The organism is Streptomyces sp. PL-25, from assembly GCF_058344915.1.
In genome coordinates, this window is sequence record NZ_CP136997.1 from 3,456,294 (window position 1) to 3,482,513 (window position 26,220).

General features: G+C 70.2%; 25 protein-coding genes and 1 tRNA gene. 13 read left to right on the forward strand and 13 right to left on the reverse strand.

The annotated features are described in order from the left end of the window. Positions 1–121: 121 nt before the first annotated feature. The 6 genes from R4Z62_RS15405 to R4Z62_RS15430 form a co-directional block, all read right to left on the reverse strand. On the reverse strand, positions 122–1,225 hold the full coding sequence (locus tag R4Z62_RS15405) for a sugar ABC transporter substrate-binding protein (RefSeq protein WP_491520069.1): 1,104 nt from the start codon (positions 1,223–1,225) through the stop codon (positions 122–124). A gap of 299 nt (positions 1,226–1,524) precedes the next feature. Beyond that, on the reverse strand, positions 1,525–1,977 hold the full coding sequence (locus R4Z62_RS15410; RefSeq protein ID WP_491520070.1) for a heat shock protein transcriptional repressor HspR: 453 nt from the start codon (positions 1,975–1,977) through the stop codon (positions 1,525–1,527). A gap of 5 nt (positions 1,978–1,982) precedes the next feature. Next, complete coding sequence (dnaJ, locus tag R4Z62_RS15415; RefSeq protein ID WP_064534301.1) at positions 1,983–3,164, reverse strand: molecular chaperone DnaJ; 1,182 nt, start codon at positions 3,162–3,164, stop codon at positions 1,983–1,985. 42 nt (positions 3,165–3,206) lie between these two features. Continuing rightward, a complete protein-coding gene (grpE, locus tag R4Z62_RS15420; RefSeq protein ID WP_389596650.1) occupies positions 3,207–3,884 on the reverse strand; it encodes a nucleotide exchange factor GrpE in 678 nt (225 codons plus the stop codon). Continuing rightward, on the reverse strand, positions 3,881–5,731 hold the full coding sequence (gene dnaK / locus R4Z62_RS15425; protein ID WP_491520071.1) for a molecular chaperone DnaK: 1,851 nt from the start codon (positions 5,729–5,731) through the stop codon (positions 3,881–3,883). The genes grpE and dnaK overlap by 4 nt, the downstream gene beginning before the upstream one ends. Positions 5,732–5,825: 94 nt before the next feature. Continuing rightward, positions 5,826–7,364 (reverse strand): MraY family glycosyltransferase, encoded by a 1,539-nt coding sequence (locus R4Z62_RS15430; RefSeq protein WP_491520072.1) that lies wholly within the window; start codon positions 7,362–7,364, stop codon positions 5,826–5,828. A 347-nt stretch (positions 7,365–7,711) separates the two neighbouring features. Here R4Z62_RS15430 and R4Z62_RS15435 point away from each other — a divergent pair, with 347 nt between their 5' ends. Further along, on the forward strand, positions 7,712–9,994 hold the full coding sequence (locus R4Z62_RS15435) for a (Fe-S)-binding protein (protein ID WP_064534297.1): 2,283 nt from the start codon (positions 7,712–7,714) through the stop codon (positions 9,992–9,994). Between the two features lie 161 nt (positions 9,995–10,155). On the opposite strand, the gene R4Z62_RS15440 is transcribed toward R4Z62_RS15435, so the two are convergent. Next, positions 10,156–10,494, reverse strand: coding sequence for an antibiotic biosynthesis monooxygenase family protein (locus R4Z62_RS15440; RefSeq protein ID WP_064534296.1), 339 nt, complete (start codon positions 10,492–10,494; stop codon positions 10,156–10,158). A gap of 173 nt (positions 10,495–10,667) precedes the next feature. On the opposite strand from R4Z62_RS15440, the gene R4Z62_RS15445 reads away from it, so the two are divergent. The 3 genes from R4Z62_RS15445 (at position 10,668) to R4Z62_RS15455 (ending at position 13,419) form a co-directional block, all read left to right on the forward strand. Continuing rightward, the gene (locus R4Z62_RS15445; protein ID WP_491520073.1) at positions 10,668–11,783 is read left to right on the forward strand and encodes a Yip1 family protein; all 1,116 of its coding nucleotides are present in this window, start codon (positions 10,668–10,670) and stop codon (positions 11,781–11,783) included. A 201-nt stretch (positions 11,784–11,984) separates the two neighbouring features. Next, complete coding sequence (locus R4Z62_RS15450; protein WP_491520074.1) at positions 11,985–13,289, forward strand: recombinase family protein; 1,305 nt, start codon at positions 11,985–11,987, stop codon at positions 13,287–13,289. Then, positions 13,276–13,419: a hypothetical protein gene (locus R4Z62_RS15455; protein WP_491520075.1), complete on the forward strand. Its 144-nt coding sequence runs from the start codon at positions 13,276–13,278 to the stop codon at positions 13,417–13,419. The genes R4Z62_RS15450 and R4Z62_RS15455 overlap by 14 nt, the downstream gene beginning before the upstream one ends. A 995-nt stretch (positions 13,420–14,414) precedes the next feature. Here the strand turns inward: R4Z62_RS15455 and R4Z62_RS15460 are convergent. Both R4Z62_RS15460 and dcd read right to left on the reverse strand, forming a co-directional pair. Then, positions 14,415–14,924 (reverse strand): phosphoribosyltransferase, encoded by a 510-nt coding sequence (locus R4Z62_RS15460; RefSeq protein ID WP_064534294.1) that lies wholly within the window; start codon positions 14,922–14,924, stop codon positions 14,415–14,417. A gap of 18 nt (positions 14,925–14,942) precedes the next feature. Next, positions 14,943–15,518: a dCTP deaminase gene (gene dcd / locus R4Z62_RS15465; protein ID WP_018569038.1), complete on the reverse strand. Its 576-nt coding sequence runs from the start codon at positions 15,516–15,518 to the stop codon at positions 14,943–14,945. A gap of 520 nt (positions 15,519–16,038) precedes the next feature. Between dcd and R4Z62_RS15470 the strand changes: the two genes are divergently transcribed. Then, positions 16,039–16,112 (forward strand) — tRNA-Gly (locus tag R4Z62_RS15470). 210 nt (positions 16,113–16,322) lie between these two features. On the opposite strand, the gene R4Z62_RS15475 is transcribed toward R4Z62_RS15470, so the two are convergent. Genes R4Z62_RS15475 through R4Z62_RS15485 form a run of 3 tightly spaced genes read right to left on the reverse strand, consistent with a single transcriptional unit; the run spans position 16,323 to position 17,321 of the window. Beyond that, positions 16,323–16,721, reverse strand: a complete 399-nt coding sequence (locus tag R4Z62_RS15475; RefSeq protein WP_064534293.1) for a PIN domain-containing protein — start codon at positions 16,719–16,721, stop codon at positions 16,323–16,325. Further along, the gene (locus R4Z62_RS15480; protein ID WP_064534292.1) at positions 16,718–16,999 is read right to left on the reverse strand and encodes a hypothetical protein; all 282 of its coding nucleotides are present in this window, start codon (positions 16,997–16,999) and stop codon (positions 16,718–16,720) included. The genes R4Z62_RS15475 and R4Z62_RS15480 overlap by 4 nt, the downstream gene beginning before the upstream one ends. Further along, positions 16,992–17,321, reverse strand: a complete 330-nt coding sequence (locus tag R4Z62_RS15485) for a P-loop nucleotide/nucleoside kinase family protein (RefSeq protein ID WP_491520076.1) — start codon at positions 17,319–17,321, stop codon at positions 16,992–16,994. Before R4Z62_RS15485 ends, R4Z62_RS15480 begins: the two co-directional genes overlap by 8 nt. Positions 17,322–17,551: 230 nt before the next feature. On the opposite strand from R4Z62_RS15485, the gene R4Z62_RS15490 reads away from it, so the two are divergent. The 6 genes from R4Z62_RS15490 to R4Z62_RS15515 all read left to right on the forward strand — a co-directional run bounded on the left by R4Z62_RS15490 (position 17,552) and on the right by R4Z62_RS15515 (position 23,450). Beyond that, a complete protein-coding gene (locus R4Z62_RS15490) occupies positions 17,552–18,706 on the forward strand; it encodes an SPFH domain-containing protein (protein WP_491520077.1) in 1,155 nt (384 codons plus the stop codon). 53 nt (positions 18,707–18,759) lie between these two features. Continuing rightward, positions 18,760–19,842, forward strand: coding sequence for a TFIIB-type zinc ribbon-containing protein (locus R4Z62_RS15495; RefSeq protein ID WP_385490785.1), 1,083 nt, complete (start codon positions 18,760–18,762; stop codon positions 19,840–19,842). 560 nt (positions 19,843–20,402) lie between these two features. After that, positions 20,403–20,606 (forward strand): cold-shock protein, encoded by a 204-nt coding sequence (locus tag R4Z62_RS15500; RefSeq protein WP_007383480.1) that lies wholly within the window; start codon positions 20,403–20,405, stop codon positions 20,604–20,606. A gap of 244 nt (positions 20,607–20,850) precedes the next feature. Then, on the forward strand, positions 20,851–22,443 hold the full coding sequence (locus R4Z62_RS15505) for a DEAD/DEAH box helicase (RefSeq protein WP_064534289.1): 1,593 nt from the start codon (positions 20,851–20,853) through the stop codon (positions 22,441–22,443). Between the two features lie 240 nt (positions 22,444–22,683). Next, complete coding sequence (locus tag R4Z62_RS15510; RefSeq protein WP_355476691.1) at positions 22,684–23,019, forward strand: CBS domain-containing protein; 336 nt, start codon at positions 22,684–22,686, stop codon at positions 23,017–23,019. Positions 23,020–23,156: 137 nt separating this feature from the next. Continuing rightward, positions 23,157–23,450 carry an SCO5918 family protein gene (locus tag R4Z62_RS15515; protein WP_064534288.1) on the forward strand — a complete coding sequence of 98 codons (294 nt, stop codon included), beginning with the start codon at positions 23,157–23,159 and terminating at the stop codon, positions 23,448–23,450. Positions 23,451–23,588: 138 nt separating this feature from the next. Here R4Z62_RS15515 and R4Z62_RS15520 read toward each other — a convergent pair whose 3' ends face one another. Continuing rightward, positions 23,589–24,095, reverse strand: a complete 507-nt coding sequence (locus tag R4Z62_RS15520; protein WP_355476445.1) for a nitroreductase family deazaflavin-dependent oxidoreductase — start codon at positions 24,093–24,095, stop codon at positions 23,589–23,591. A gap of 149 nt (positions 24,096–24,244) precedes the next feature. Between R4Z62_RS15520 and R4Z62_RS15525 the strand changes: the two genes are divergently transcribed. Further along, positions 24,245–24,769, forward strand: coding sequence for a MarR family winged helix-turn-helix transcriptional regulator (locus R4Z62_RS15525; protein WP_064534286.1), 525 nt, complete (start codon positions 24,245–24,247; stop codon positions 24,767–24,769). Between the two features lie 115 nt (positions 24,770–24,884). Continuing rightward, on the forward strand, positions 24,885–26,117 hold the full coding sequence (locus tag R4Z62_RS15530) for an FG-GAP-like repeat-containing protein (RefSeq protein ID WP_491520078.1): 1,233 nt from the start codon (positions 24,885–24,887) through the stop codon (positions 26,115–26,117). Positions 26,118–26,220: the final 103 nt, after the last annotated feature.

Sequence of the window (26,220 nt, forward strand, 5' to 3'; positions counted from 1 at the left end):
CGGTATGTACGGGCCTCCGGGGCACCCCTTGCAACAAGCTGGGGGCAGGTGCGGCACTCCGGTACGACCCGTACGGGGGACCCCGCTCCGAAGCGGGCGCCGTCCGGTCACTCCCGGCCCGTCACTTCAGCCCGGCCGCCGTGCAGTCCGACCGGTGGCCGGCCGTGCAGATGTCGGAGACCTTGTAGACGCCGTCGGCGATCACCGTCTCCTTGATGTCGGTCCTGGTCAGCGCGACCACGGAGACCAGCTGCGACGGAATGCCCTTGGTGGTCGGGCTGTCGACCCGGTCCCGGGTCAGCGAGTCGAACTGGATGTCCTTGCCCTGCACCTTGGCGAGGGCCATCTCGGCGGCGTTCTCGGCCTCCGTCGGATAGGACTTGTACACGGTCATGTACTGCTCGCCGCTCACGATGCGCTGGACCGCGGGGAGTTCGGCGTCCTGGCCGACGACCGGGGGCAGCTTCGTCACGCCCGCGGCCTTGAGCGCCTCGATGGCGCCGCCCGCCATGCCGTCGTTGGCGGCGTACACGGCGTCGATGCCATGCTTGCCCAGCGCCTCGATCGCCTCGGCCGTCTCCGAACGGGCGATCTCCGCCTTCCAGTCCTTGGTGTCGTAGGACTTGGCGATCGTCACCTTGCCGTTCAGCTGGGCCAGGGCGCCCGCCTTGAACTGCTTGGCGTTCGGGTCGGTGGGCGAGCCGTTGATCATGACGACCTTGGCGGAACTGGTGGCGTCCGACCCCAGCGCCTGGAGCAGCGCCCGGCCCTGCACCTCGCCGACCAGTTCGTTGTCGAAGGAGATGTACGCGTCGATCGGGCCCTCGGCGAGCCGGTCGTAGGCGATGACCGGGATACCGGCGGCCTTGGCCTTCTTCACCTGTCCGGCGATGCCGTGCGAGTCGACGGCGTCCAGCACGATGACGTCGGCCTTGTCGTCGATCATCTGCTGCATCTGGCTCGCCTGCCTGCTCGCGCTCGCCCCGGCGTTGGCGTAGGTGACCCGGCCCTTGCCGTGGGTCAGTTCGGCGACCTTCTTCTTGAGGGCGGGCGCGTCGAACCGGTCGTAGCGCGTGTTCGCCGTCTCCGGCAGCAGCAGGCCCACCGTCACGTCGTCGCCCTTGGCCGGGCTCGCCTTGCTGCTGCCCGTCCCTCCGAACGCCCCGCAGGCGGTCAGCGGCAACGTCAGCGTGGCGGCGGCCACGGCCAGGGTGGTACGGCGCATCGAGGTACTCACTTCTGGTGCCTTCCGGACGAGGGCGCAGCATTGCGGCCCAGGTGCCAGAAAAGCCAACGCGGCGGCCCCCGCCGGCGTCAAGCGGAACCGGCTAACGAGATGACAACACCACGTTCCGCTTTCTGTACGGAAACTTTGCGGTAACGACCGCAATCCGCACCGAACTTGCCTTTTACGGGCACTTGGTCCGGACCATTCGGCAAAGCGAAGGGGGCCCGGAGTGATCCGGGCCCCCTTCGCGTCGCACGGGAGACGGCTTCGCCGCGGGCGCCTGCGCGCCGCGGGCGTCAGTCCGGGGACTGCTGCCGCTTGGGCCGCCAGACGACCAGCGCGCTGGTCTGCTGCACCTCCTGGTACGGGACGAGGTCCCGCCGGTAGGAGGCGTGCACGGCGGCCTCGCGCTGGCGCATGGTGGCCGCCGCTCCCTCCAGGGCCGACTGCAGCTCCATGACCCGGGACTGCAGCGCGGCGACCTGGTTCTCCAGTTCGATGATCCGCTTGATGCCGGCCAGGTTGATGCCCTCGTCCTGCGACAACTGCTGCACCTGGCGGAGCAGTTCGATGTCACGGGCGGAGTACCGGCGGCCCCGGCCCGCGGTGCGGTCCGGGGACACCAGGCCCAGCCGGTCGTACTGACGGAGGGTCTGCGGGTGCAGTCCGGACAGCTGCGCCGCCACGGAGATGACGTACACCGGTGTGTCTTCCGTCAGTTCGTACGGGTTGCGACGGCGGCCGTCCATCTCCCTCATGCTCCCTTCGCGGCCTCGAACAGCTCGGCCCGCGGGTCCTGGCCCGCGGTCGCCTCGCGATACGCCTCCAGCGCGTCACGAGCCTTCCCCGACACGTCCTTGGGAACACTCACCTCGACGGTGACCAGCAGGTCCCCGCGCGTGCCGTCCTTGCGGACCGCGCCCTTGCCGCGGGCGCGCATCGTCCGGCCGTTGGGCGTGCCCTCGGGCAGCTTCAGCGTCACCGGCGGGCCGCCCAGCGTGGGCACCCGCACCTCGCCGCCGAGCGCGGCCTCGTCGAACGTGACCGGCACGGTGACGGTGAGGTTGTCGCCCTTGCGCCCGAAGACCGCGTGCTCCCCGACGTGCACCACCACGTACAGGTCGCCCGCCGGACCGCCGCGCTCGCCCGGCGCGCCCTTGCCGCGCAGCCGGATGCGCTGGCCGTCGCTGACCCCGGCCGGGATCCGCACCTGCATCGTCCGGGACGACTTGGCGCGCCCGGAGCCGGAGCAGACCTCGCACGGGTTCTCCGCGATCAGCCCGCGGCCCTTGCAGTCCGGGCACGGGTCGGTCAGCGAGAAACCGCCGCCGGAGCCGCGCGCCACCTGTCCGGTGCCGACACAGGTCGGGCACACCCGCGGCGTGCCGTTCTTGTCGCCGGTGCCCGAACAGGCCTTGCACGGCTGCTGCGAGGACATCCGCAGCGGGACCGTGGCCCCCTCGATGGCCTCCGTGAAGCTCAGCGTGACCTCGGACTCGATGTCCTGGCCGCGCCGCGGCTGGGTGCGCGGTCCGGTGCCCGCGCCGCCCCGGTTGAACAGGCCCCCGAAGACGTCACCGATGCCGCCGCCGAAACCGCCCGACGTCCCGCCGGCCTGGCCGCCGCCGCCGAAGAGGTCGCCCAGGTCGAAGTTGAAGGAGCCGCCGCCCGCCCCGGGACCGGGACGGAACCCGCCGCCGCCGAACAGCGCGCGGGCCTCGTCGTACTCCTTGCGCTTCTTGGGGTCGCCGAGGATGTCGTTCGCCTCGGAGATCTCCTTGAAGCGCTCCTCGGCCTTGGCGTTGCCCTTGTTCGCGTCCGGGTGGTACTCGCGGGCGAGCTTCCGGTACGCCTTCTTGATCTCGGCCTCGGTGGCGTCCTTGGGGACGCCGAGGACCTTGTAGAAGTCCTTCTCGATGAAGTCCTTGGTACTCAACCCCGACGTCCCTCCTCTCCTGCGTCGATGCCTGCCGCAGCGTCAGCCCTCGTCCGGGCCACCGCTGTCCTTCTCGTCGGCCTCGCCGTCGGACGTGTCCGTGCCGGACTCGTCCGCCGCCTTGACCGTCTGCGCGCCCGGCTGGGGCTCGGCCACCGCCACCCGCGCGGGGCGGATGGTGCGCTCGCCGAACCGGTACCCGGGCTGGAGGATCGCCACGCAGGTCGTCTCGGTGACGTCCGGCGCGTAGCTGTGCATCAGGGCCTCGTGGATCGTCGGGTCGAAGGGCTCGCCCTCCTTGCCGAACTGCTGGAGTCCCATCTTGGCCGCCACGGTCTCCAGCGACTCGGCGACGGACTTGAACCCGCCCACCAGTTCGCCGTGCTCGCGCGCCCGCCCGATGTCGTCGAGCACGGGCAGCAGTTCGGACAGGAGGTTCGCCACGGCGACCTCCTTGACCGCGACCCGGTCGCGCTCGACCCTGCGGCGGTAGTTCTGGTACTCGGCCTGGAGCCGCTGGAGATCCGCGGTGCGCTCGTTGAGCGCGGTACGGACCTGGTCCAGCTGGGCCGTCAGACCGGCCGTCTGAGCGGCGTCCCCGGCCGGGGCCGCCCCCTCCTCCTTGGCGGAGGGGGCGTCCTTCGGCTCGGCGTCGTCGGAGGTGGCGCCGGAGGGGACGTCGGGCTGCTGCTCGTCGAAGCCCGGGGTCTCCTCCGTCACGCGGCACCGTCCTTGCGCTCGTCGTCGACGATCTCGGCGTCCACCACGTCGTCGTCGGCCTTCGCCTGGGAGGCGCCACCGGCCTCACCGGCACCGCCGGCGGCCTGCGCGCCCTGGGCGTCGGCGTACATCGCCTGGCCGAGCTTCTGGGAGACGGCGGCGACCTTCTCCGTGGCGGTGCGGATCTCGGTGCTGTCCTCGCCCTTGAGCTTCTCCTTCAGCTCGGCGACGGACTCCTCGACCTCGGTCTTGATCTCGGCCGGGACCTTGTCCTCGTTGTCCTTGAGGAACTTCTCCGTCTGGTAGACGAGCTGCTCGCCCTGGTTGCGCGTCTCGGCGGCCTCGCGGCGGGCGTGGTCCTCCTCCGCGTACTTCTCGGCCTCCTGGCGCATCCGGTCGACCTCGTCCTTCGGCAGCGAGGAGCCGCCGGTGACGGTCATCTTCTGCTCCTTGCCCGTGCCCAGGTCCTTCGCGGTCACGTGCATGATGCCGTTGGCGTCGATGTCGAAGGCGACCTCGATCTGCGGGACACCGCGCGGCGCCGGGGGCAGACCGGTCAGCTCGAACATGCCGAGCTTCTTGTTGTAGGCCGCGATCTCGCGCTCGCCCTGGTAGACCTGGATCTGCACCGACGGCTGGTTGTCCTCGGCCGTGGTGAAGATCTCCGAGCGCTTGGTCGGGATCGTGGTGTTGCGCTCGATCAGCTTGGTCATGATGCCGCCCTTGGTCTCGATGCCGAGGGACAGCGGGGTGACGTCGAGCAGCAGGACGTCCTTGACCTCGCCCTTGAGGACACCGGCCTGGAGGGCGGCGCCGATGGCGACGACCTCGTCCGGGTTCACGCCCTTGTTCGCCTCGTTGCCGCCGGTCAGCTCCTTGACCAGCTCGGCGACGGCGGGCATACGGGTGGAGCCGCCGACCAGGACGACGTGGTCGATCTCGTTGATCGAGATGCCGGCGTCCTTGATGACGTTGTGGAACGGCGTCTTGCAGCGCTCCAGCAGGTCCGCGGTCAGCTGCTGGAACTGGGCGCGGGTGAGCTTCTCGTCCAGGTGCAGCGGTCCCTCGGCGGAGGCCGTGATGTAGGGCAGGTTGATCGAGGTCTCGGTGGACGAGGACAGCTCGATCTTGGCCTTCTCGGCGGCCTCGCGCAGGCGCTGGAGGGCCATCTTGTCCTTGGACAGGTCCACGCCGTGGCCGGACTGGAACTGCTTGACCAGGTAGTCGACGACGCGCTGGTCCCAGTCGTCACCACCGAGGTGGTTGTCGCCGTTGGTGGCCTTCACCTCGACGACGCCGTCGCCGATCTCCAGCAGGGACACGTCGAAGGTGCCGCCGCCGAGGTCGAAGACGAGGATCGTCTGGTCGTCCTTGTCGAGGCCGTACGCCAGGGCGGCGGCGGTCGGCTCGTTGACGATGCGCAGGACGTTGAGGCCCGCGATCTCACCGGCCTCCTTGGTGGCCTGGCGCTCGGCGTCGTTGAAGTACGCCGGGACGGTGATGACCGCGTCGGTCACCTTCTCGCCCAGGTACGCCTCGGCGTCCCGCTTCAGCTTCTGCAGCACGAAGGCGCTGATCTGCTGCGGGTTGAAGTCCTTGCCGTCCAGGTTGATCTTCCAGTCGGTGCCCATGTGGCGCTTGACCGACCGGATGGTCCTGTCGACGTTGGTGACGGCCTGGCGCTTGGCCACCTCGCCGACGAGCACCTCGCCGTTCTTCGCGAAGGCGACGACGGACGGCGTGGTCCTGGCGCCCTCTGCGTTGGTGATGACGGTGGGCTCGCCGCCCTCCAGAACGCTGACGACGGAGTTAGTCGTGCCCAGGTCGATGCCGACCGCACGTGCCATGGTGAGTTCCTCCAGCTGACTTGAGTGCAACGGACTCAAGTGTGCACGACGACGGCGCCGGGGTCAACAGACCTGAGTCCAGCAGGCTCAAGTCTTATCCATCCCTTACACGCAATGCCTCCCTGACCTGCGGAGACGCCGTCTGCTGAGGCGGAGGAACCGGATATCCGAAGGCCGGACGGGCCCCGCTCCTGGGCCCGTAGCGCCCTCCGGGCGGCGTGGCGCGCGGGGCCGAGGGCGCCCGTGGCGCACGGACCACGGCCGCCGCCGTACGGGCACCGCGCGGACCGGGCGCGGCCGTGCGGGCGCCCCGGGCGCCGGACGCCGAAGCCCCGCCGCCGCCCCGGCTCGCCCGCCCGGAACCGCCGGAGCCACCGGTGCCACCGGAGGCGCGCAGGCCGCGCACGCTCCCACGCACACCGCCGCCCAGCGCCCGCAGGAAACCCAGCGCGGCACCCGCCCCCGCACCCGCCTTCCCCGCGCGCCCGCGCGCACCCGCGTCCGCGGCTGCCGGTGCCCCCGCCCTGGCGCGCGCACCGGTGGCCGTCCCGGCGCGGGTACCCGCCCCGGCCGCGTACGCACCGGTCGCGTACGCGCCCGTCCTGTGCGTGCCGGTGATGCCGGTGTGCGTGCCGGTGACGCCGGTGTGCGGCCCGGTGCCCCGGCGCGGCCCGTACACCCGTACGCGCAGCAGCCCGAGGACGACCGGCAGCAGCGCGCCCGCCGCCCACAGGGCGCTCGTCGGGGTGAGCCAGCCCCCGTGCACCAGGACGCCGACCAGCACCGTCGCGAAGGTGAGGGTGCCGAGCGCGACCGTGGCGCCCGGCGGGGTGAGGCCGAGCCTGCGCAGCCGGTGGGCGAGGTGGTCGGGGCCGCGGCGCGCCACCGCACGCCCGGCCAGCCGCCGGGAGAGCACGACGAGCACCGCGTCGGCGGTCACCGTGGCGGTGAGCGCGAACAGCACGGCGGCGGTGGACCCGGCCTCGTACCCCGTACGGACGAGCACCGCGGAGGTGGCCAGCACGAAGCCGGTGAACAGCGAGCCGCAGGCGCCGAAGGCGATCCGCGCGGGATGCCAGTTGTGCATGAGGAAGCCGGTGAGGGCGGCGGCGAGCACGCTCAGCAGCACCGCCAGGTCGTCCATCACCTCGGCCGCCGCGCACGCGCCCGCCCCGAAGGCCATCAGCACCCCCACGGTGCCGGCCAGCCCGTCGGCGTGGTCCAGCCCGCGGAAGGCGACGGCCACACAGGCGATCCAGGCCACCGCGGCGATCCCGCCCGGCACCCCGGTCTCGTCGTACGGCACCACGCACGCCGCCGCCAGGGCCGCTCCCACCAGCAGCAGCACGGTCTTCAGCCGCCACACGTCCGCGACCAGGCCGAGCACGGCGACCCCGGCGCCCGCCGCCAGCAGCCTCCCCACGCCGTCGCTCAGCGGCGCGGCGCCCGTCCAGCCGCCCGCCGCCGCGACCAGGCAGGTGCTGCCCACCACGGCCACCCCGCCGAGCAGCGGCACCGGCCGGAGCCTGCGGCGGTCTACCAGCCCGAGCCGCAGCGCGGGCACCCGCAGCAGGGCGGAGAGCACGGCGGCGAGGAACAGGGCGGCGGTGGCGGTGGCGATCCCGTAGAGCACGGTTCTTAAATTAGGTGCATATCGGGTGTTTGGGTGTGAATAACACGATCGGATGCGAACCTGACCGAATCAAAACCCCCGGAGACCCCCCGGAAGCACCTCGAAGACCCCTCCGCGCACGCCCCGCGCACACCTCGCACGCCCCCCGCTCGGTACCCTCCGAACAGGCCCCGGCCGCACCGGACCGCCCCCGAGCAGCCCGCGCGATCCCGCGCGGCTCTCAGGTGACCCTCAGCGACCCAGATCACCCCGCGCCCGGCTACATTGCGACGGAGGATGGGGGTAGTCTCAGACGGACTGCATAAGTTACCGCTTAGTAATGTCGAGGCCGCCTCACAGGAGCCCCAATGCAACTCGCCGCGATCATCGTGTCGCTGGTCCTGATCGTGGTCGGCGTGGCACTGTTCGGCCGCGCCGTCCTCCAGATCTTCCATTACCTGCGGCTCGGGCAGTCCGTACCCGCCGGGACCCGGACCGACGACCCCGCACAGCGCACCGTCACCGTGGTCAAGGAGTTCCTGGGCCACACCCGGATGAACCGCTGGGGCATCGTCGGCGTGGCGCACTGGTTCGTGGCGGTGGGCTTCTTCTCCCTGCTGCTGACGATCGTCAACGCCATCGGGCAGCTGTTCAAGGCCGACTGGATCCTGCCGGTCATCGGCGACTGGGCGCCGTACAACGTCTTCGTCGAGTTCATCGGCACCATGACCGTGCTCGGCATCCTGGTCCTCATCGGGATCCGCCAGCTGAGCCGGCCGGACAAGCCGGGCCGCAAGTCCCGCTTCGCCGGCTCCAACTTCGGCCAGGCGTACTTCGTCGAGGCCGTCATCCTCATCGTCGGCGTCTGCATCTTCATGCTGCACGCCCTGGAGGGTGCCCAGCACCACGTGAGCGGCTACGAGGCGTCGTTCTTCATCTCCTACCCGGTGGTGTCCTGGCTGCGCGGCATGGACGTCTCCACCCTCCAGAACCTCACGTACTTCTTCGCCGGCCTGAAGATCGCCACGTCGTTCATCTGGATGATCACCGTCGCCCTGAAGACGGACATGGGCGTGGCCTGGCACCGGTTCCTGGCCTTCCCGAACATCTGGTTCAAGCGCGAGGCCGACGGCGGTACGGCCCTGGGCGCGCTCCAGCCGATGACCTCGGGCGGCAAGGAGATCGACTTCACCGACCCCGGTGAGGACGACGTGTTCGGCGTCTCCCAGGTCGAGCACTTCTCCTGGAAGGGCCTGCTGGACTTCTCCACCTGCACCGAGTGCGGTCGCTGCCAGTCCCAGTGCCCGGCCTGGAACACCGGCAAGCCGCTCTCCCCCAAGCTGCTGATCATGTCCCTGCGCGACCACGCGCACGCCAAGGCCCCCTACCTGCTGGCCGGTGGCGGCAAGAACGCGGAGGGCGAGGAGAAGGCGTCCGAGGAGGCCCTGAAGGACGTCCCGGCCGCCGCGCTCGCCGAGGCGGAGCGGCCGCTGATCGGCACCGCCGAGGCGAACGGCGTCATCGACCCGGACGTCCTGTGGTCGTGCACCACCTGCGGCGCCTGCGTCGAGCAGTGCCCGGTCGACATCGAGCACGTCGACCACATCGTCGACATGCGCCGCTACCAGGTGATGATCGAGTCCGCGTTCCCGTCCGAGGCGGGCACGATGCTCAAGAACCTGGAGAAGAAGGGCAACCCCTGGGGTCTGGCCAAGAAGCAGCGCCTGGAGTGGCTCAAGGAGGTCGACTTCGAGGTCCCGGTCGTCGGCAAGGACATCGAGGACCTGTCCGAGGTCGAGTATCTGTACTGGGTCGGCTGCGCGGGCGCGCTGGAGGACCGGGCGAAGAAGACCACGAAGGCCTTCGCCGAGCTGCTGCACATCGCGGGCGTCAAGTTCGCGATCATGGGCGGCGACGAGAAGTGCACCGGTGACTCGGCCCGCCGCCTGGGCAACGAACCGCTGTTCCAGGAACTGGGCATGGAGAACGTCATGTCCCTCAACGCCGCGTTCGGCGAGGAGATGGACGACGACGGCAAGGTCACCGACGAGTCCCGCAAGCCGAAGTCGGCCAAGAAGATCGTCGCCACCTGCCCGCACTGCCTCAACACCCTCGGCAACGAGTACCCGCAGCTCGGCGGCGACTACGAGGTCATCCACCACACCCAGCTGCTCCAGCACCTCGTCGACGAGGGCAAGCTGGTCCCGGTGACCCCGGTCGAGGGCATCATCACCTACCACGACCCGTGCTACCTGGGCCGCCACAACAAGATCTACACCCCGCCGCGCGAGATCATCGCCAACGTCCCGGGCCTGCGCAACGAGGAGATGCACCGCCACAAGGAGCGCGGCTTCTGCTGCGGCGCCGGCGGCGCGCGGATGTGGATGGAGGAGCGCATCGGCAAGCGCATCAACAACGAGCGCGTCGACGAGGCCCTCTCCCTCAACCCGGACATCGTCTCCACCGCCTGCCCGTTCTGCCTGGTCATGCTGACCGACTCGGTCAACGGCAAGAAGAACGACGGCAAGGCCAAGGAGTCCATCCAGGTCGTCGACGTCGCCCAGTTGCTGCTGGACTCCGTCAGGACGCCGGTGGACCCGGCCGGCGAGGCGGAGAGCGAGAACGCGCCGGAGCCCGAACCGGTGAAGTGACGGCTCGCCACCGAAGAGGACAGACACGGCGGCGCCCCCCTGACCCGCACAGGCAGGGGGGCGCCGCCGTGTGTTTCGTCGTCTGTTTCGTCGTGGGGTCCGTCGAGTGATTCCCGGCCGGTCTCCGGTCTTCCGGTCTCCGGACTTCCGGACTTCCGGACTCAGGCGGTCCTGGGGGCCGCCTGCTGCACCACCTCGAAGGACCACAGGGTCGACCCGGAGGCCGCCGGGCGCGGCCGCTCGCCGCCCGCGCCGCCGCCTTCCCCGCCGCCCTGGTGCGCGGCCTTCATCGGCCCCTCCATCCAGGCCTTGAACGACTCCTCGTCCCGCCACCGGGTGTAGACGAGGTAGGTGTCGGTCCCCTCGACGGGCCGCAGCAGCTCGAACCACTCGAACCCGTCGGAGTTCTCCACGGCGTGCGCCCGCGAGGCGAACCGCTTCTCCAGCGTCTCCCGCTGCTCGGCGGGCACGGTCAGTACGTTGATCTTGACTACGCTCATACCTCCATCCTGCCCCTCCCGCACCCCGGACCGCCCGCGCCCCACGGAAGGCGGCCGGAAGCGGTCCACGGCACCCCGCGCAGCGCCCGCGCGCCGGGGGCGCGGGGTCCGCGCGGGTCTCTCCGTGCGCCCCCGACGCCCCCCTGAGAGGCGTCCGGTGCCTCCCCTAGGGGATGTCACAGCTCGGCCGCAAACCCGGCCCGTACACCCCGGCCCCCGCACGCCGTTCGCCGGGAGCGGGTACGTTCGACGACGTGGCTGGATTCAGGATCGGACGCGGCGGCCGGGACGACCGGGCCCCGCAAGCGCGCCCTCAACAACCCCCGTACGGACAGCAGACGCCGCCCCGGGCGCCGTCGCACGGCTACCCGTCGGCGCCACAGCCGTACCCGCAGCAGCAACCGCAGTACGGCCGTCCCCCGCACGCCGGCTCCGGCGCGGGCGGCGGCTGGCCCGCGGCGAACGGCGGCGGCTACGGCGCCCCCGGAGGCCCCGCCGGTCACGGCGGACGCGGCGGACAGGGAAGACAGGGCGGCCACGCCGGTCATGGCGGGTACGGAGGTCAAGGGGGCCACGGCGGTCACGGCGAGCCGGAGTACTTCGGTGACGGCGCGGGTCCCGCGGGCTCGGGACCCGATCCGTACGCGGCCGACAACCCGGGCAGCACCCAGGCGTTCGCGATCGGCGAGGACCCGTACTCGCAGGGCGAGATGTACCGGGCGGGCTCGGCCCCGGCCGGCCCGATCGGACCGCGTCTGCACTGGAAGGACCTGCTGCGCGGGATCGTCGTCGCGCCGAACCGGACGTTCCTCCAGATGCGCGACTACACGATGTGGGGCCCTGCCCTCGTCGTGACGTTCCTCTACGGCCTGCTGGCCGTCTTCGGCTTCGACGGAGCCCGCGCGGACGCCATCAACGCCACCCTCTCCAACGCGGTCCCGATCGTCCTGATCACGGCCGTGGCCATGATGGTCAGCGCGTTCGTCCTGGGCGTGGTCACCCACACCCTGGCCCGCCAGCTCGGCGGCGACGGCGCCTGGCAGCCCACGGTCGGCTTGTCCATGCTGATCATGTCCCTCACGGACGCGCCGCGCCTGGTCTTCGCCATGTTCCTCGGCGGCGACGCCGGTTTCGTCCAGCTCCTGGGCTGGGCCACCTGGGTCGCGGGCGGCGCCCTGCTGACCCTGATGGTCAGCCGCTCCCACGACCTGCCCTGGCCGAAGGCCCTGGGCGCGTCGGCGATCCAGCTGATCGCACTGCTGTCGATCGTGAAGCTGGGGACGTTCTAGGCCGCAGACGTGAGACCGCGGACATGAGAGGGGGTGGCACCCGGCGACCGCGCCGGACACCACCCCCCCCTCTTGTCTGCCCTCTCAGGCGTCGAGGACCTGTCCGGCCCGGCGCACGACGGGCGGCTCGACGCTCCAGGCTGACTTGACTGCATGACGTAGTAGTCTGGCGCCTGCTCTGGAGGCAGGAGAGGCCCGGACGTGGCACGCAGGGTGGGGATCTACACCCGCATCTCGCGGGACGACGAAGGCGAAGCGCTCAGCGTCGCACGACAGCGACAGGACTGCGAGCGTCTGGCGGATCTCCGGTCCTGGCAGGCCCTGAAGGTCTACGAGGACAATGACGTCTCCGCCTTCAAGCGCAACGTCGTCCGCGACGAGTTCAAGTTGATGTTGAGGGACCTCCGAGCCGGCCTGATCGACGGCATCGTGGCGTACGACCTTGACCGGCTCGCAAGACAGCCGCGCGACCTGGAACGGCTCATCGAGATCTACGACGAGCGCCCGCGCCTGGAGTTCGCCACTGTCACGAACGACATCAACATCGGAACGCCGGACGGCCGCACAATGGCGCGCATCATGGTCGCGTTCGCCAACAAGTCGTCGCACGACGCCTCACGCCGCATCCAGCGCAAGCACCTGGAGCTGGCCCAGCAGGGCAAGGACAGCGGCGGACCGGCACCGTATGGATGGCGGAAGGACGACCGGACCAAGGTCGACCCGGACGCGGCCAAGGCCATCCGCGAGGCACAGCGGGAGATCCTGGCCGGCGTCCGCATCGGAACCATCCGGACCAGGTGGCAGGAACAAGGCTTGGGCAACCCGCGGGCAGGCACGAAGCGCATGGCCCACCACCACGTCGAACACATCCTGACGAACCCGCGATTGGTCGGATACCGGACCTACCACGGCGAGATCCTGCACGGAGAAGACGGTCGGCCCGTCATGGGCGAGTGGGAGCCGATCAACGCCCTTGAGGAGTGGGAGGCGGTGTGCGCGGCGGTCGCCGAGCGCAAGAGGAAGCACCCTGGCAAGACGCTCGCCCGGAAGTACCTGCTCTCAGGGATCGCCCGTTGCGGACTGTGCAAGACCAAGATCCGAGGCCAGATCAACCAAAAGTGGCAACCGGGCTCAAAGGCTGCACGCTTCACCTATCAGTGCTCCGTGGTGAACGGCGGTTGCGGCAAGGTCGGACGCGTGGGTGATCCGGTCGACAGGCTGATAGCTCAACTTGTTCTTGAGGAACAACGCGCGCGAGCCGCAGTAACTGCCGTACCTGTCGACCAACGATGGTCGAGGGAGGCGGAGTTGCGGCAGATCAATGAAGACATTGCCCAGCTCGTCGCGGCCGAGAGGTCGAAGCAGATCACCGTGACCACGCTCTTGCAACTCTTGCCCCCCCAAGGAGCGAGAGCGCGACGAGCTGAAGTTGGAGCGAGCCCGCTTCTACAAGGAGCAGAAGCAGGCAGAGGCCAAGAACGACACGACAAACGTGACCGTCGATGAGTTCTTGGCTCTGCCCGTCGAACGCCAACAAGAGATCGTGTTGCACAGCCTCTCCGCTGTGATCATCCATCCGGCCGGCCGAGGGCGACGCAAGTTCGACCCCAGCCTGATCGAACCAGTCTGGCGCTGACGATCAGAGCCGCCCCTGCAACACGAGCGCCCGGCGTACCCACTCTTCGTCACGCTCAGGGGCTCGACGCAGATGCATTTGGATCCACTCATCTGTACTCATGACCTCGGACTTCCCCGTGTCCTTCCGGGACTGTGGCCGCTTGACGTCCTTACTCATCAAGCCCCGGCTGCGCTCCGCTCCGCCGGGCGCGCTTCCCGGCTCCGCTGCGGGCGCCGCTCCTGCCTTCGGCCCGCTCCGCCCGCGCTGCGCCGACGCGCGTAGCTGCATGGCACGCTTCAAGGCAAGAATGGCATCAATGCGATCCCATTCCGTGACATGCGTTCTTATTCTATGGTCCGCGTGGGCATGTACGTAATCCGCGAGAGTCTTGCGATCCAGCGCCTCTCCACTGATTCCGGACCGGCCCGATCCACCTACGAAGCAATCCGGAAGTATTGCATTCAGCCACCACGTCAACTCACGCCCCATATGACGCTGGAAGCCGCGAGGATCCCATACCCGAACGGTTTATCGTCTGCAATAGCGAACCACAGCGAAACCCAAGCGACCACCCCCCACAGTGCCAGTAGAGCGATTACAGCTTCTGCTGGAAACACGATCCGCCAAGCAAGAGGGCGCCCGTTTACGAAGTGTTTGATGTCGCCAGCAAGGTCTAGCAAATCCTGCCTGCGAGACTCGCACAGTACGGCGGTACCGTCCGGAGTGAGATGCACGTTAAGTGAATTTGACCTTGCTGAGAGACGGACTTCGGTTAGACCAGCATCGCTGGCATCCGTCAGATCAAACACCTCATCGGCGTCGTATCGACCAACTGACACCTGAACGGCTCCCCTGTCTTATCAGCGATCAGGGTTCTCAGGTCTTGGAGGTCGTCAAGGTTAAGCCTGACCGGTCCCAACGTCTCAATGCGAACCCGGGACCGCTCACCTCTGACAAGTGTGAGCCTCGCATCTCCCCCTACGGACTTGCGCCAGCCACTAGTCGTTGAAACGCTAGAGCGCTTCCTTGTTCACCTTGGGGTCTTCGCCCGACCTATGTACTGGAGGCAAGACGCTCCACGGGAAGTTGATCCAGTCGTCGGTGCGCTTCCAGACGTACTCGCACTTCACGAGCGAGTGGGACTTCTCGTAGACGACGGCGCTGCGCACCTCGGCGACGGTGTCGAGGCAGAAGTCGCGGACCAGCTTGAGCGTCTTGCCGGTGTCGGCGACGTCGTCGGTGATCAGGATCTTCTTGTCGGAGAAGTCGATCACGTTGGGCACGGGCGCGAGCATCACGGGCATCTCGAGCGTGGTGCCGACCCCGGTGTAGAACTCGACGTTCACCAGGTGGATGTTCTTGCAGTCCAGGGCGTAAGCGAGCCCACCGGCGACGAAGACCCCGCCGCGGGCGATGCTCAGCACTATGTCCGGCCGGAACCCGTCGTCGGCGATGGTCTGCGCGAGTTCGCGGACAGCGGTGCCGAACCGCTCGTAGGTGAGGTTCTCTCGTACGTCGCTCATGTGGTGGTGCCCCTCGGCTCAGACCTGGGTCCGGTGGAAGTTGAGATAGGAGCGCGAGGCGGTCGGACCGCGCTGTCCCTGGTAACGGGACCCGTAGCGCTCACTGCCGTACGGAGCCTCGGCGGGCGAGGTCAGCCGGAACATGCACAGCTGCCCGATCTTCATCCCCGGCCACAGCTTGATCGGCAGGGTGGCGAGGTTCGACAGCTCCAGCGTCACGTGCCCGGAGAAGCCGGGGTCGATGAACCCGGCGGTGGAGTGCGTCACCAGCCCGAGCCGCCCGAGCGAGCTCTTCCCCTCCAGCCGGGAGGCGAGGTCGTCGGGCAGACCGATGACCTCGTACGTGCTGGCGAGGACGAACTCACCGGGGTGCAGGATGAACGGCTCGTCGCCGTCCGGTTCCACGAGCCGGGTGAGGTCCGGCTGCTCGACCGAGGGGTCGATGTGGGGGTAGCGGTGATTCTCGAACACCCGGAAGTAGCGGTCGAGCCGCACGTCGATGCTCGACGGCTGCACCATGGATTCGTCGTAGGGATCGATCCGCACCCGGCCCGCGTCGATCTCGGCCCGGATGTCCTTGTCTGAGAGAAGCACTCCCCGAGGATACGCAAGGGGCGCGGACCCCCCGCAATCGGACGGACCCACGCCCCGGCTCAGCCGCTCGCTCCTGCTTTCCCTCTACTGCTTCCCGAGCAGCACGGGCACCGGCACCGCACTGCGGAGCCGGGCACACCGGGGGCACCGCACGAGCCGCCCGGGGCCGAGCCGCTCGGCCTGCTGCATCGGGAACGAAGCGGTGCTGAACACGTGCCCCTCGGCACAACGGACGACGGTGCGCTCCATCAAGCCCTCAAGTCCCTTCCCCAGAACCCCGTCTGGCCTTCTGCCACCTGACGACAAAAGCCACATTACGGGATGCAGGAGACGACCCACCAGGCGGCACTCCGGCCCCGCCGGCACCCTCCCCCACACCTCCACCGTACGCCCAACTCCGCCCCACCGGTGCCCTCCTGCCCCCACCCGAAACACCACCGACCCCCGGCACGACGGCGCCGGGGGTCAGCGATGGGGTAGAGTGAGCGAGCACCGGACACCGACTCCGTCGGCGTCTTACGCGGGTGTAGTTTAATGGTAGAACATCAGCTTCCCAAGCTGAGAGCGCGAGTTCGATTCTCGTCACCCGCTCCACGAGAAACCCCCAGGTCAGTGATCCGGGGGTTCTTTGCTGTCTGGACCAGTGGGCGGGTGGCGCACCATGAGCGCATAACTACGCCCCACCGCACCACTCAGTTACATGATCGGGGGCAGGATCGGGGCCGACCCGAGGTCCTCGGCGGTCGAGCGCAGGAACTGCTTGCGCGGCTTACCAATGGCGTCGCGGCGTCGCGGTGTCGCGGCTCAGACCTTCTCGGCACTCAGGCGCGGATGCTCGGCGGTGAGCAGGCCGATGTCTTCCACATCGGAAGTCAGGATCGTCACCCGGCCGGGATGCTGGAGGGCGGTCGCGCACAGCATGGCGTCGATGGCGTACTTGTGGCCGTGCAGCCCCGCTGCCCGCAGCAAGGCGGCAGCGGATTGCGCGACGGCTTGGGTTACGGGCTCGACGCCCAAGCGGGACAGGGTCCACTTCAGTGCGGCGTCGTTGATCTTCGGATGGATCACCTCGACCAACACGGCCGCCGAGGTGATCACGGGCAAGTCCGCGTCGCGAGCCGCCGTAAGCCACTCGTGGATTTCCCGATCGCGTTGCACGGCCTTCGCCAGGCCCTCGCTGTCCAGGACCAGGACACCGCTCATGCAGCCGTCCCAGCCTGTGAATCGCCCCCGGTCAGCCGGGCGCGCTTGGCCGCCACGGCCTCGGGATCGGCCGGGCCGTGCACCTTGTCGAAGTCCGCGATCAGCTCGCCCAGGCTGTCCCGCTCGATCTGCCGTTGGGCTGCCTTCTCCAGGTAGGCCGAGACGCCCCGCTTTCCGACCCGCTCACGGATTGCGTGCAGGGTTCCAGCGGTCAGGGTGACGGAGATACCGCTGGCGGGGCCGTCGCCGGGCGGGAAGTCCACATCGTCATCAGTCACGCTCCCAGTATGCCATTGGAAATGGCATAGCGGACGGCCAAGTGCACCACGAGGCGACGCAGCAGCTCGTCGCGGTCGGCGGGGAGGTGGATGACAAGAGGGCGGCCTGGACCTCCTTGATCAGCCTCTGCCGGATCGCCTCGACGACGGGGCGCTCCCGCTCGAAGTAGGTGCGCTCGGGGTAGTCCACGCCGTACCTGCCGTGGAGGCGGTGCACCTCCTCGTCCACGGACAACCGCGTGAAGCCACGTGCCGCCAGGGCCTGGGCGACGGTGGTCTTGCCGGAGCCGGTCGGGCCGGCGAGGAGAACGGCGAGCGGCACTTACAGATCCCATCCGCGTGGTGCTGTCAGCGGGCATGGGTCGGTGTGGGCGGCCGGTCCGTCGAGGGCCAGGTCAGAGACCTGGGCCTTTTTGCTGTGTTCGGGGGGTGGGCATACTGTCGGCTGGTCTCTGATCGCCGTGCAGTCGCCGTGCAGTCATCGCCCCGGGACCGGCCGGGGAGGGCGGTGGTCGTGGGAGGCGCGGGGAGTGGGGGGTTGTCGTGGGGCTGATGGACCGTATCCGCGGTGAGTTCATCGACATCATCGAGTGGACCGACGACGGCCGGGACACGATCGTGTGGCGGTTTCCGCGGTACGAGAACGAGATCAAGATGGGCGCGCGGCTCGTGGTGCGCGAGTCGCAGGTGGCCGTGTTCGTGAACGAGGGGCGGCTGGCCGATGTGTACCAGCCGGGCACGTACACCCTCACGACGCAGAACATGCCGGTGCTGTCCACGCTGAAGGGCTGGAAGCACGGCTTCGAGTCACCGTTCAAGGCCGAGGTCTACTTCGTCACCACCCGGCAGTTCACCGACTTCAAGTGGGGCACCCAGAATCCGGTGATCCTGCGGGACGCCGACTTCGGCATGGTCCGGGTCCGTGCCTTCGGCACCTTCGCGGCCAAGGTGGTGGACGCGGCCGCGCTGCTGCGCGAACTGGTGGGCACCGACCCGCAGTTCCGCACCGAGGAGGTCGGCGAGCACCTGCGGCAGCTGATCGTCTCCAAGCTGGGCTCCGCGCTGGGCTCGTCCGGCGTACCGCTGCTGGACCTGGCCGCGCGGCAGGACGGCATCGGGCGGCAGCTGGCCGAGGCGCTGACCCTGGAGCTGTCCTCCACCGGCATCGCCATCCCCCGGTTCTACATCGAGAACATCAGCGTCCCGCCGGAGATCGAGGCGGCGATCGACACCCGCTCCCGGATGACGATCACCGGCAACCTCGACGACTACGCCAAGCTCCAGGCGGCCGACGCCATCCCGATCGCCGCGGCCAACCCCGGCACCGGCGGCGAGGCGCTCGGACTGGGCGTCGGCATGGCGCTCGGGCAGCGGATCGTGCAGAGCACCGCGGCCGGTACGGCGGCTGCGCAGGCCCCCGCCGCGCCGGTGGCCCCGGCCCCGCCCCCGGCGCAGCCCGCCGGGCCCGGCGTCCCGCCGCCGCTGCCCACCGCGCCGCGCTGGTTCCTCGCGGTCGGCGGGCAGCAGCAGGGCCCGTACGACGAGAGCGCGCTGGCCGGGCAGGTCGCGGCCGGGAACCTGAACCGGACCACGCTGGTCTGGCGCAACGGGCAGGCCGCCTGGCAGCCCGCGGACCAGATCCCGGAACTGGCGCCGCTGCTCGCCGACGTCCCGCCGCCGCTGCCCCCGCTGCCCCCGCAGGGCTGAGATCCGTCACGCCTGCCGGAATTCTCCGGCAACAGGTCACAAGGAGAAGTGAGTTGACGGATCAGGACGTCGTCCCGGCGCCCGACCGGGCGTTCCACTGCGAGGCGTGCGGCGGGGTCAGCGAGTACGCGCCCGGGACGTACGCGCTGCGCTGCCCGTACTGCCGGCACGAGCAGGGCATCACGCCGGTGCCGCGGCAGGTGACCGAGCACCCGTTCGAGGAGCTGGCCGCGCTGCCCCTCCGGGCGGTCGCGCCGGACCGGGTGAAGGTGTACACCTGCCCCGGCTGCCACGCGGTGACCGAGAGCGACACGCTCAGCGACAAGTGCCAGTTCTGCGCGACCCCGCTGGTCGCGGACGCCTCCGGCACCGAGCGCGTGGTGCCCGAGGCGGTGCTGCCCTTCGGGGTGGGCCGCGAGCAGGCCCGTGAGGCGCTGGCGAAGTGGACCAGGTCCCGCTGGTTCGCGCCCGGCGAGCTGAAGAAGGTCACCGAGGCGGAGAGTTTCCGGGGCAGCTACCTCCCGCACTGGACGTACGACGCGCAGACGACGACCCACTACAGCGGCGAGCGCGGCGAGTACTACTGGGTGGAGGAGCAGGACTCCGAGGGTCAGACCCGGAAGGTGCGGCACACCCGCTGGCACCACACCTCCGGGACGGTCGAGCGGTTCTTCGACGATGTGCTGGTGCCCGGCAGCGGCCAGGTCCCGGTGGCGGAACTGGACAGGCTGACGCCCTGGCCGCTGGCGGAGACGGTCCCGTACCAGGAGGAGTACCTGGCGGGCTTCCGCACCGTCCGCTACGACGTCGAGCCGGAGGCGGGCCTGGAGTCGGCGAAGGCGCGGATGGAGCCGGTGATCCGCGCGGACTGCCGGCGGGACATCGGCGGCGACGAGCAGCGGGTGCACTCGATGTCCACCTCCTACAGCGGTCTCACCTACAAGCTGGTGCTGCTGCCCGTCTGGTTCCTGACCTATCTCCACGCGGGCAGGGCGTGGCCGGTGATGGTCAACGCCCGTACCGGCGAGGTCATCGGCGAACGGCCGTACAGCGCGGCGAAGATCGCCCTGGCGTCGGTGGCCGGTGCGCTGCTGATCGCGCTGGTGGTGCTGCTCGTGGTGATGCAGCGCACCTGAGGGCCAAGGGCCAAGGACCAAGAGCCAACTGAGGGCCGGGGAGACGCAGGCAGGGCAGGGGCGGGGTGGCCTCTCCCCTCGACCGTGCGGGCGTCCTGCCGGGGTCGGAAATCTGTTGTTGCTGCGGCAGGTTTTCGGGGTCGACAGATCTATGTTCCGCGCGGGGGCGGCGGCTTCGGGGCCGTGGACCGGGGGCGGCGGTGCCGCGGGGCGGAGGTGGCGTTGCCGTAGGGCGGGGAGAGGCCCGCGCGCGCGAGCCTCCCCGCGCGCCGGAAAACTGGGTGCGTGCGGCGCGGAAACCTGCCGCCGTCGGCACAGGATTACCGGCCGCGTCGAGCACAGGATTACCCGCCGGGGCATGGCAGGAATTCGCGGACACCACGGAAAAGGCATGGGCGCCGCCAACGGACGTGTGTTAGCGTGATAGCAGTTGCAGTTTTGGTTGCCAGAGATTCATTCTTTGCAGAGCTTTCCGGGATCTTTCCGGAGGGGTGATCATCGCGGCGACTCGGCCTTCGTAAAGTGCGGAGTCCGGCACTGCCCCTCAAGGGAGATTCAATATGGCATCTGGCACCGTGAAGTGGTTCAACGCGGAAAAGGGCTTCGGCTTCATCGAGCAGGACGGTGGCGGCGCTGACGTGTTCGCCCACTACTCGAACATCGCCACCTCCGGCTTCCGCGAGCTTCAGGAAGGCCAGAAGGTTACCTTCGACGTCACGCAGGGCCAGAAGGGCCCGCAGGCCGAGAACATCGTTCCCGCCTGACGCTGACGCGCATCGTCGCGGGCCCAGGGCCCGCGCATCACGTGGCTGGGGCCCGCGCTCTTGGGGTGCGGGTCCCAGCTCGTTGATTTTTCCCGTCCGGATCGCCCCGGACCGCCGGCCGTCCCGGCCTTCAGCGCCACGAGGCCCGGCTCTTCTTTTTCTTCGGCTCATTCTTGCGAATCCTCGTGCGGCCGACGCCGCTGGACGGAATTCCTCGATACGCCGCATCGAGGAAGGTTCCTCCATGAACCGCACCCGCCGCACCGGTGGCACGTCCGGTGCTTCTCGCTCTTCCGGTTCGTCCGGCTCATTCGGCTCGTCCGGCTCGTCCGGCTCTTCTTCCGGCAGTCGCTTCCGCGGTCAGGGATCGGGCCGCCAGGCTCCCCGCGCGGGCACCGGGCGACCGGCCCGGCAGAGTGCCCGCAGCGCCCCGCGCCGCCAGGAGTTCGCCCTCCCGGTCACCCTCACCGAACCGCTGCCCGCCGTCGAGACGTTCGCCGAACTCGACCTGCCCGCGGGGCTGTCGGCCGCGCTCGTCGCCGAGGGCGTGAGCGTGCCCTTCCCGATCCAGGCGGCCACGCTGCCGAACACGCTGGCCGGCCGGGACGTCCTGGGCCGGGGCCGTACGGGCTCGGGCAAGACGCTCGCCTTCGGGCTGCCGGTGCTGGCCCGGCTGGACGGACAGCGGGCCCAGCCCCGCCAGCCGCTCGCGCTGGTCCTCGTACCGACCCGGGAACTGGCCCAGCAGGTCACCGACGCGCTCGCCCCGTACGCCCGTGCGCTGCGCCTGCGGCTCGCGACCGTGGTGGGCGGCGTCTCGATCGGCCGCCAGGCGCATGTGCTGCGCGGCGGCGCCGAGGTCGTCGTCGCGACGCCCGGCCGGCTCAAGGACCTGATCGAACGGGACGCCTGCCGGCTGGACCAGGTCGCGGTCACCGTGCTGGACGAGGCCGACCAGATGGCCGACATGGGCTTCATGCCGCAGGTCACCGCCCTGCTCGACCAGGTCCCCTCGCGCGGCCAGCGGATGCTGTTCTCGGCCACCCTGGACCGCAACATCGACCTGCTGGTCCGCCGCTACCTGAACGACCCCGTCGTCCACTCGGTCGACCCGTCCGCCGGAGCGGTCACCACGATGGAGCACCATCTGCTCCACGTGCACGACGCCGACAAGCACACCGCCGCGACCGAGATCGCCGCCCGCGAGGGTCAGGTGATCATGTTCCTGGACACCAAGCACGCGGCCGACCGGCTCGCCAAGCACCTGCTGTCCGTCGGCGTGCGCGCCGCGGCCCTGCACGGCGGCAAGTCCCAGCCGCAGCGCAACCGGACGCTCGCCCAGTTCAAGGGCGGCCAGGTCACCGCGCTGGTCGCCACCAACGTCGCCGCCCGCGGGATCCACGTCGAGGGCCTCGACCTCGTCGTCAACGTCGACCCGCCCGGCGACCACAAGGACTACCTGCACCGCGGCGGACGTACGGCACGCGCCGGTGAGTCCGGCACCGTCGTCACCCTGGTCCTCCCGCACCAGCGGCGCGCGATGGACCGGCTGATGGCCGACGCCGGTATCGCGCCGCGTTCCGCCCGGATCCGTCCGGGCGAGGACGAGTTGCAGCGCATCACCGGCGCCCGGACCCCCTCCGGCGTCCCCGTCATCCTCGCCGCACCGGCCGAGAGCCGGCGCGAGGACGAGGGGTCCGCCGGGCGCCACCGCAGGGGGCGCGGCGGAGCGCGCGGTACGGGCGGGGCGCGAGGCAGCGGCCGCGGTACCGGGCGGGGCGGGAGCGGCCGGGTCTCCGGGCAGGTCCGCGGGGCCGCGCGGGGGAACATCGCGTAGACCGCGCCGTGCGGCACGGGCACGCCCCGGCACGACGAAGACGAACGAGCAACGAGTACCGCGAGTACGCGCGAGTACCGAGTACGACGAAGACGAACAACGAAGACGAAGACGAAGACGAAGACGAACGACCCGTCCGACGAAGTCGAAGAGGAGAAGCCCTTGACGTCCTTCCCGCTTCCGCCGCGCACCCAGCGGGCCGGCCACGACGACGGCACCGGCCTGACCGCCCGTGACGCCATGCACGCCGTCGGGCCGCAGGTCGACGACCACATGGCGGTCGACGTGGCCCTGTCCGTGCTCATCGGCGCACGCGTCCAGCATCTGCTCCTGCGGGACGAGGACGGGCGCTGCGCGGGGCTGGTCACCCGGGCGCAGCTCGCCGGTCACCGCGGCGGTTCGTGGTTCAGCGACCGGACGCGGCTGCGGGACATCCCGCTCGACCGCGGGCCGTTCACTCCGTCCCGGTCGTCCCTGAGCGAGGCGGAGGCCACGATGCGGGGCAGGACCCTGGACGCGTCCCCCGTCGTCGACGAGCACGGCTACGCCCTGGGCGTCCTCGCGCTCACCCCCTGACCGCCCGCCGGTCCCCGCACGGGCCCGGCCCGGTCCGCTCCTCCGGACCGTTCCCGGTCCGGGTCCGTGCCCCCTTCCGACCGCCGTCACACGGCCGCCCGCCCCGGCGGCCTTCCCCATCCCCTGTGGAGGCATCCATGCGCTGTGTCATCGCCCGTTTCCCGTTCGACCTGCTCAAGAGCGAGGTCGAGCAGTCCATGAGCGGGATCACCCCCGAGACCGTCACCGGTGTGTCCGTGACCATCGGCCGCCGGGTCTACCCCGTCATGCAGGTCGGTGAAGTGATCACCCGCCAGAACCGCCGCGACTTCACGACCTTTGAGATGCGCCGGGCCCTCACCCGGCTCGGTTTCACCTGCCACGACGCGCCCGCGGCTCCGTCCGCGTCGGCCGGGCTCATGGGGACCGACAAGGACCCGCTCGGCTGGTGACACCCGCGGACCCGCACGGGCGACGGGGCCCCGGGCCGGGGCCCCTCAGATCCACCACCCGGCACCCCGCAGCCCGCGCCCCGCACCCCGCACCCGGTACCTACCGGCGGCTCCCCGGGCGGTGACGCGGGATCGCGATCAGCGGTCAGACGCGCGTCCGGGATCAGCCGTCAGGTGCACGAACGGGATGGCCCGGCCCGCTTCGCGGAACAGGGTCTCGTCGTCGGCCGCGTGGAAGCCCATGAACGCGCAGAGGCGGCGGGCGAGCCGGGGGGTGCGGGCGGCGTAGCGGGACATGATGGCGGCGCCCTCGTCGGGCGTGAGGAAATGGGCGGTGACGGCGTGGTGCCGGTTGCCTGCCTGGACGACGGTCTTCGGCTGGGCGCGCAGGTTGCGGTACCAGGCGGCCCGCGGCCCGAAACCCGACGCGACGATCCAGCCCGACGCGTCATGGTGCACGACCTCCAGGACCACCCGGCGGTCGAGTCCGCTGACGCGGCCGGTGTGGTGCAGCAGGAGCAGCCGCCCGCCGAACACCCACCCGAGCCCCGCGCGGAACAGAAGGATCGGTGCGCGCGCGACCAGGCGCCGCGGGCCGGAAGGCAGCCGGGGGCGGTGCGGTTCCGGTGAGCTGGGGTGTGCCATCGGCGCCTTCCGCTGGTCGGACGGATGAGGTCGGGGCCGGGGACCCCGGCCGTCTACGGTGATGCTTCAGCCCCGTACCTTTGCACAGTCTAAAGGTTGTGTTCGTCCATGGGGAGGGTCTTCGGCAGGGTCCACGGTAGAAAGGAGGCATGCCGGAGCGTGAGACCCCCGCGGGGACGACGGACGATGTCGATACGGTCACCCGGGCGGTGCTGACCGCCTCCCGGCTGCTGGTCGCGGTCTCCGCCCGCTCGCTCGCCGAGGTCGAGGACCGGGTGACACTCCCCCAGTTCCGCATGCTGGTCGCACTCTCCAGCCGCGGCGCCACCAAACTCGTCGCCCTCGCCGAACTGCTCCAGGTGGCGCCTTCCACCGCCATGCGCATGATCGACCGGCTCATCGCCACCGGACTGGCCGACCGCCGCCCCAACCCCGTCAACCGCCGCGAGACCCTGCTCCAGCTCACCGACGAGGGCCGCCGCACCGTCGAGAACGTCACCGCACGACGCCGCACCGAGATCGCCGCCATCGTCGAACGCCTCGACCCCGCCCAGCGCACCGCCCTCATCGACGCCCTGGCCGCCTTCAACCAGGCCGGCGGCGAACCCTCCGCCCCCACCGGCGAGCCCTTCCCGCTGGGCTGGGAGGACGGCCTGACCGGCCGCAGCGGTTAGAACTCCCCCCGGCGCACGTGTGTTTGAGACAAACACCGGGTCTATATCATGCACATAACATTCACAGGTCCGGGACAGTCATGTCCCGGACATCGCGCACATTGTGGGGATCCGAGTGCGTCCGACTTCTTCGCGCGTCCTCCGCGGCGCGCTGACGGCTGCTGCCGCGGCCGCGCTCCTCGGGACCGCGACCGCCGCGCCCGCCCATGCCGCCAGCGGATACGACCGCTGCGCGTCGGGTCAGCTCTGCGTCTTCAGCGATCCGTTGGGCCAGGGCCGGATGCTGGTCGTCAAGGGCAGCATGCTGGGCCTCGGCTCATGGGACAACCGCATCAGCTCCTACGCCAACCACACCGACTGGCCGGTGTGCTTCACCCTCGCCCCGGGTCTCGACCCGCGGCAGGGCGCCGTCCACGCGTACCCGAGCCAGGGCTCCTTCGATGAGAGCGCCACACCCGAACTGGACAACGCGGTCAGCTCCCTCGACCTGGGGCCCGAGGCCGACTGGTTCTGCGGGAGCGAGAGCCGCTACCCGGCCTTCCAGTGGGACAACGCGCCCAGGCACCGGCCCGCGGCGACCACCGCCCTCGGCGCCTTCGGCGACATGAACGGCGACGGGTACGCCGACCTCGTCTCCCGCAACAAGTTCGGCCAGTTGTGGGTCTCGCACGGCCACGGCAGCGCGGGCCAGGACCTGCTGGCCGGCGGCGGCTGGAACGGCATGGCCCAGCTGGTCCGGCACGGCGACTACGACGGGGACGGCAAGGAGGACCTGTACGCCCGGGACAAGGCCGGGAACCTCTGGCTCTACCCCGGACGCGGCGAAGCGGGCCCCGGCAAGCGCGTCCAGGCGGGCAGCGGCTGGAACAGCATGCGCGAGATCACCGCTGCCGGTGACCTGACCGGCGACGGCAGGGCCGACCTGCTCGCGGCCGACGGCACGGGCACCCTGTGGACGTTTCCGGGCAACGGCAAGGGCGGCTTCGGCGCGCGCGTGAAGACTGGCAGCGGCTGGAAGGCGATGAACGCACTCGTCGGCGCGGGCGACATGAACGCCGACCGGCGGGCGGACCTGGTGGCCCGCGACACCGCGGGGAGGCTGTGGTTGTACCCCGGCGACGGCAGAGGCTCCTTCGGCACGCGCCGGCTCGTCGGCAAGAGCGGCTGGAACTCGGTCACCGGACTGGCCGGAGTGGGCGACGTCACCGGTGACGGGCGCCCCGACCTGGTCGCCCACGCTCCCGGCTCGCACTCGCTGCGCGTGTACCCGGGTACCGGCGCGTCCGACGGCGGCCTCAAGGCCCCGAAGGACCTCGCCGGTCTCCCGTCGGACGTCCTGGCGTTCTGACCGGCCCCGACCTCCGACGGCGCTCCCTGCTCGCGCACTTCCCGCGTCCCCCGCCCCCTCTCGCCCCCGCGCCCCCGGACCCGCAACCTCCTGACCGAACGGA

Bases quoted from the DNA above. Each gene is read 5' to 3' on its own strand.
- R4Z62_RS15505 (WP_064534289.1), top strand. From the start codon at position 20,851: ATGAACCGCACCCGCCGCACCGGTGGCACGTCCGGTGCTTCTCGCTCT.
- R4Z62_RS15405 (WP_491520069.1), bottom strand. From the start codon at position 1,225: ATGCGCCGTACCACCCTGGCCGTGGCCGCCGCCACGCTGACGTTGCCG.
- R4Z62_RS15500 (WP_007383480.1), top strand. From the start codon at position 20,403: ATGGCATCTGGCACCGTGAAGTGGTTCAACGCGGAAAAGGGCTTCGGC.
- R4Z62_RS15410 (WP_491520070.1), bottom strand. From the start codon at position 1,977: ATGGACGGCCGCCGTCGCAACCCGTACGAACTGACGGAAGACACACCG.
- R4Z62_RS15440 (WP_064534296.1), bottom strand. From the start codon at position 10,494: ATGAGCGTAGTCAAGATCAACGTACTGACCGTGCCCGCCGAGCAGCGG.
- dnaK (WP_491520071.1), bottom strand. From the start codon at position 5,731: ATGGCACGTGCGGTCGGCATCGACCTGGGCACGACTAACTCCGTCGTC.
- R4Z62_RS15520 (WP_355476445.1), bottom strand. From the start codon at position 24,095: ATGGCACACCCCAGCTCACCGGAACCGCACCGCCCCCGGCTGCCTTCC.
- R4Z62_RS15515 (WP_064534288.1), top strand. From the start codon at position 23,157: ATGCGCTGTGTCATCGCCCGTTTCCCGTTCGACCTGCTCAAGAGCGAG.
- R4Z62_RS15525 (WP_064534286.1), top strand. From the start codon at position 24,245: ATGCCGGAGCGTGAGACCCCCGCGGGGACGACGGACGATGTCGATACG.
- R4Z62_RS15475 (WP_064534293.1), bottom strand. From the start codon at position 16,721: ATGAGCGGTGTCCTGGTCCTGGACAGCGAGGGCCTGGCGAAGGCCGTG.
- R4Z62_RS15510 (WP_355476691.1), top strand. From the start codon at position 22,684: ATGCACGCCGTCGGGCCGCAGGTCGACGACCACATGGCGGTCGACGTG.
- R4Z62_RS15445 (WP_491520073.1), top strand. From the start codon at position 10,668: ATGTCACAGCTCGGCCGCAAACCCGGCCCGTACACCCCGGCCCCCGCA.
- R4Z62_RS15490 (WP_491520077.1), top strand. From the start codon at position 17,552: ATGGACCGTATCCGCGGTGAGTTCATCGACATCATCGAGTGGACCGAC.
- R4Z62_RS15460 (WP_064534294.1), bottom strand. From the start codon at position 14,924: ATGAGCGACGTACGAGAGAACCTCACCTACGAGCGGTTCGGCACCGCT.
- R4Z62_RS15435 (WP_064534297.1), top strand. From the start codon at position 7,712: ATGCAACTCGCCGCGATCATCGTGTCGCTGGTCCTGATCGTGGTCGGC.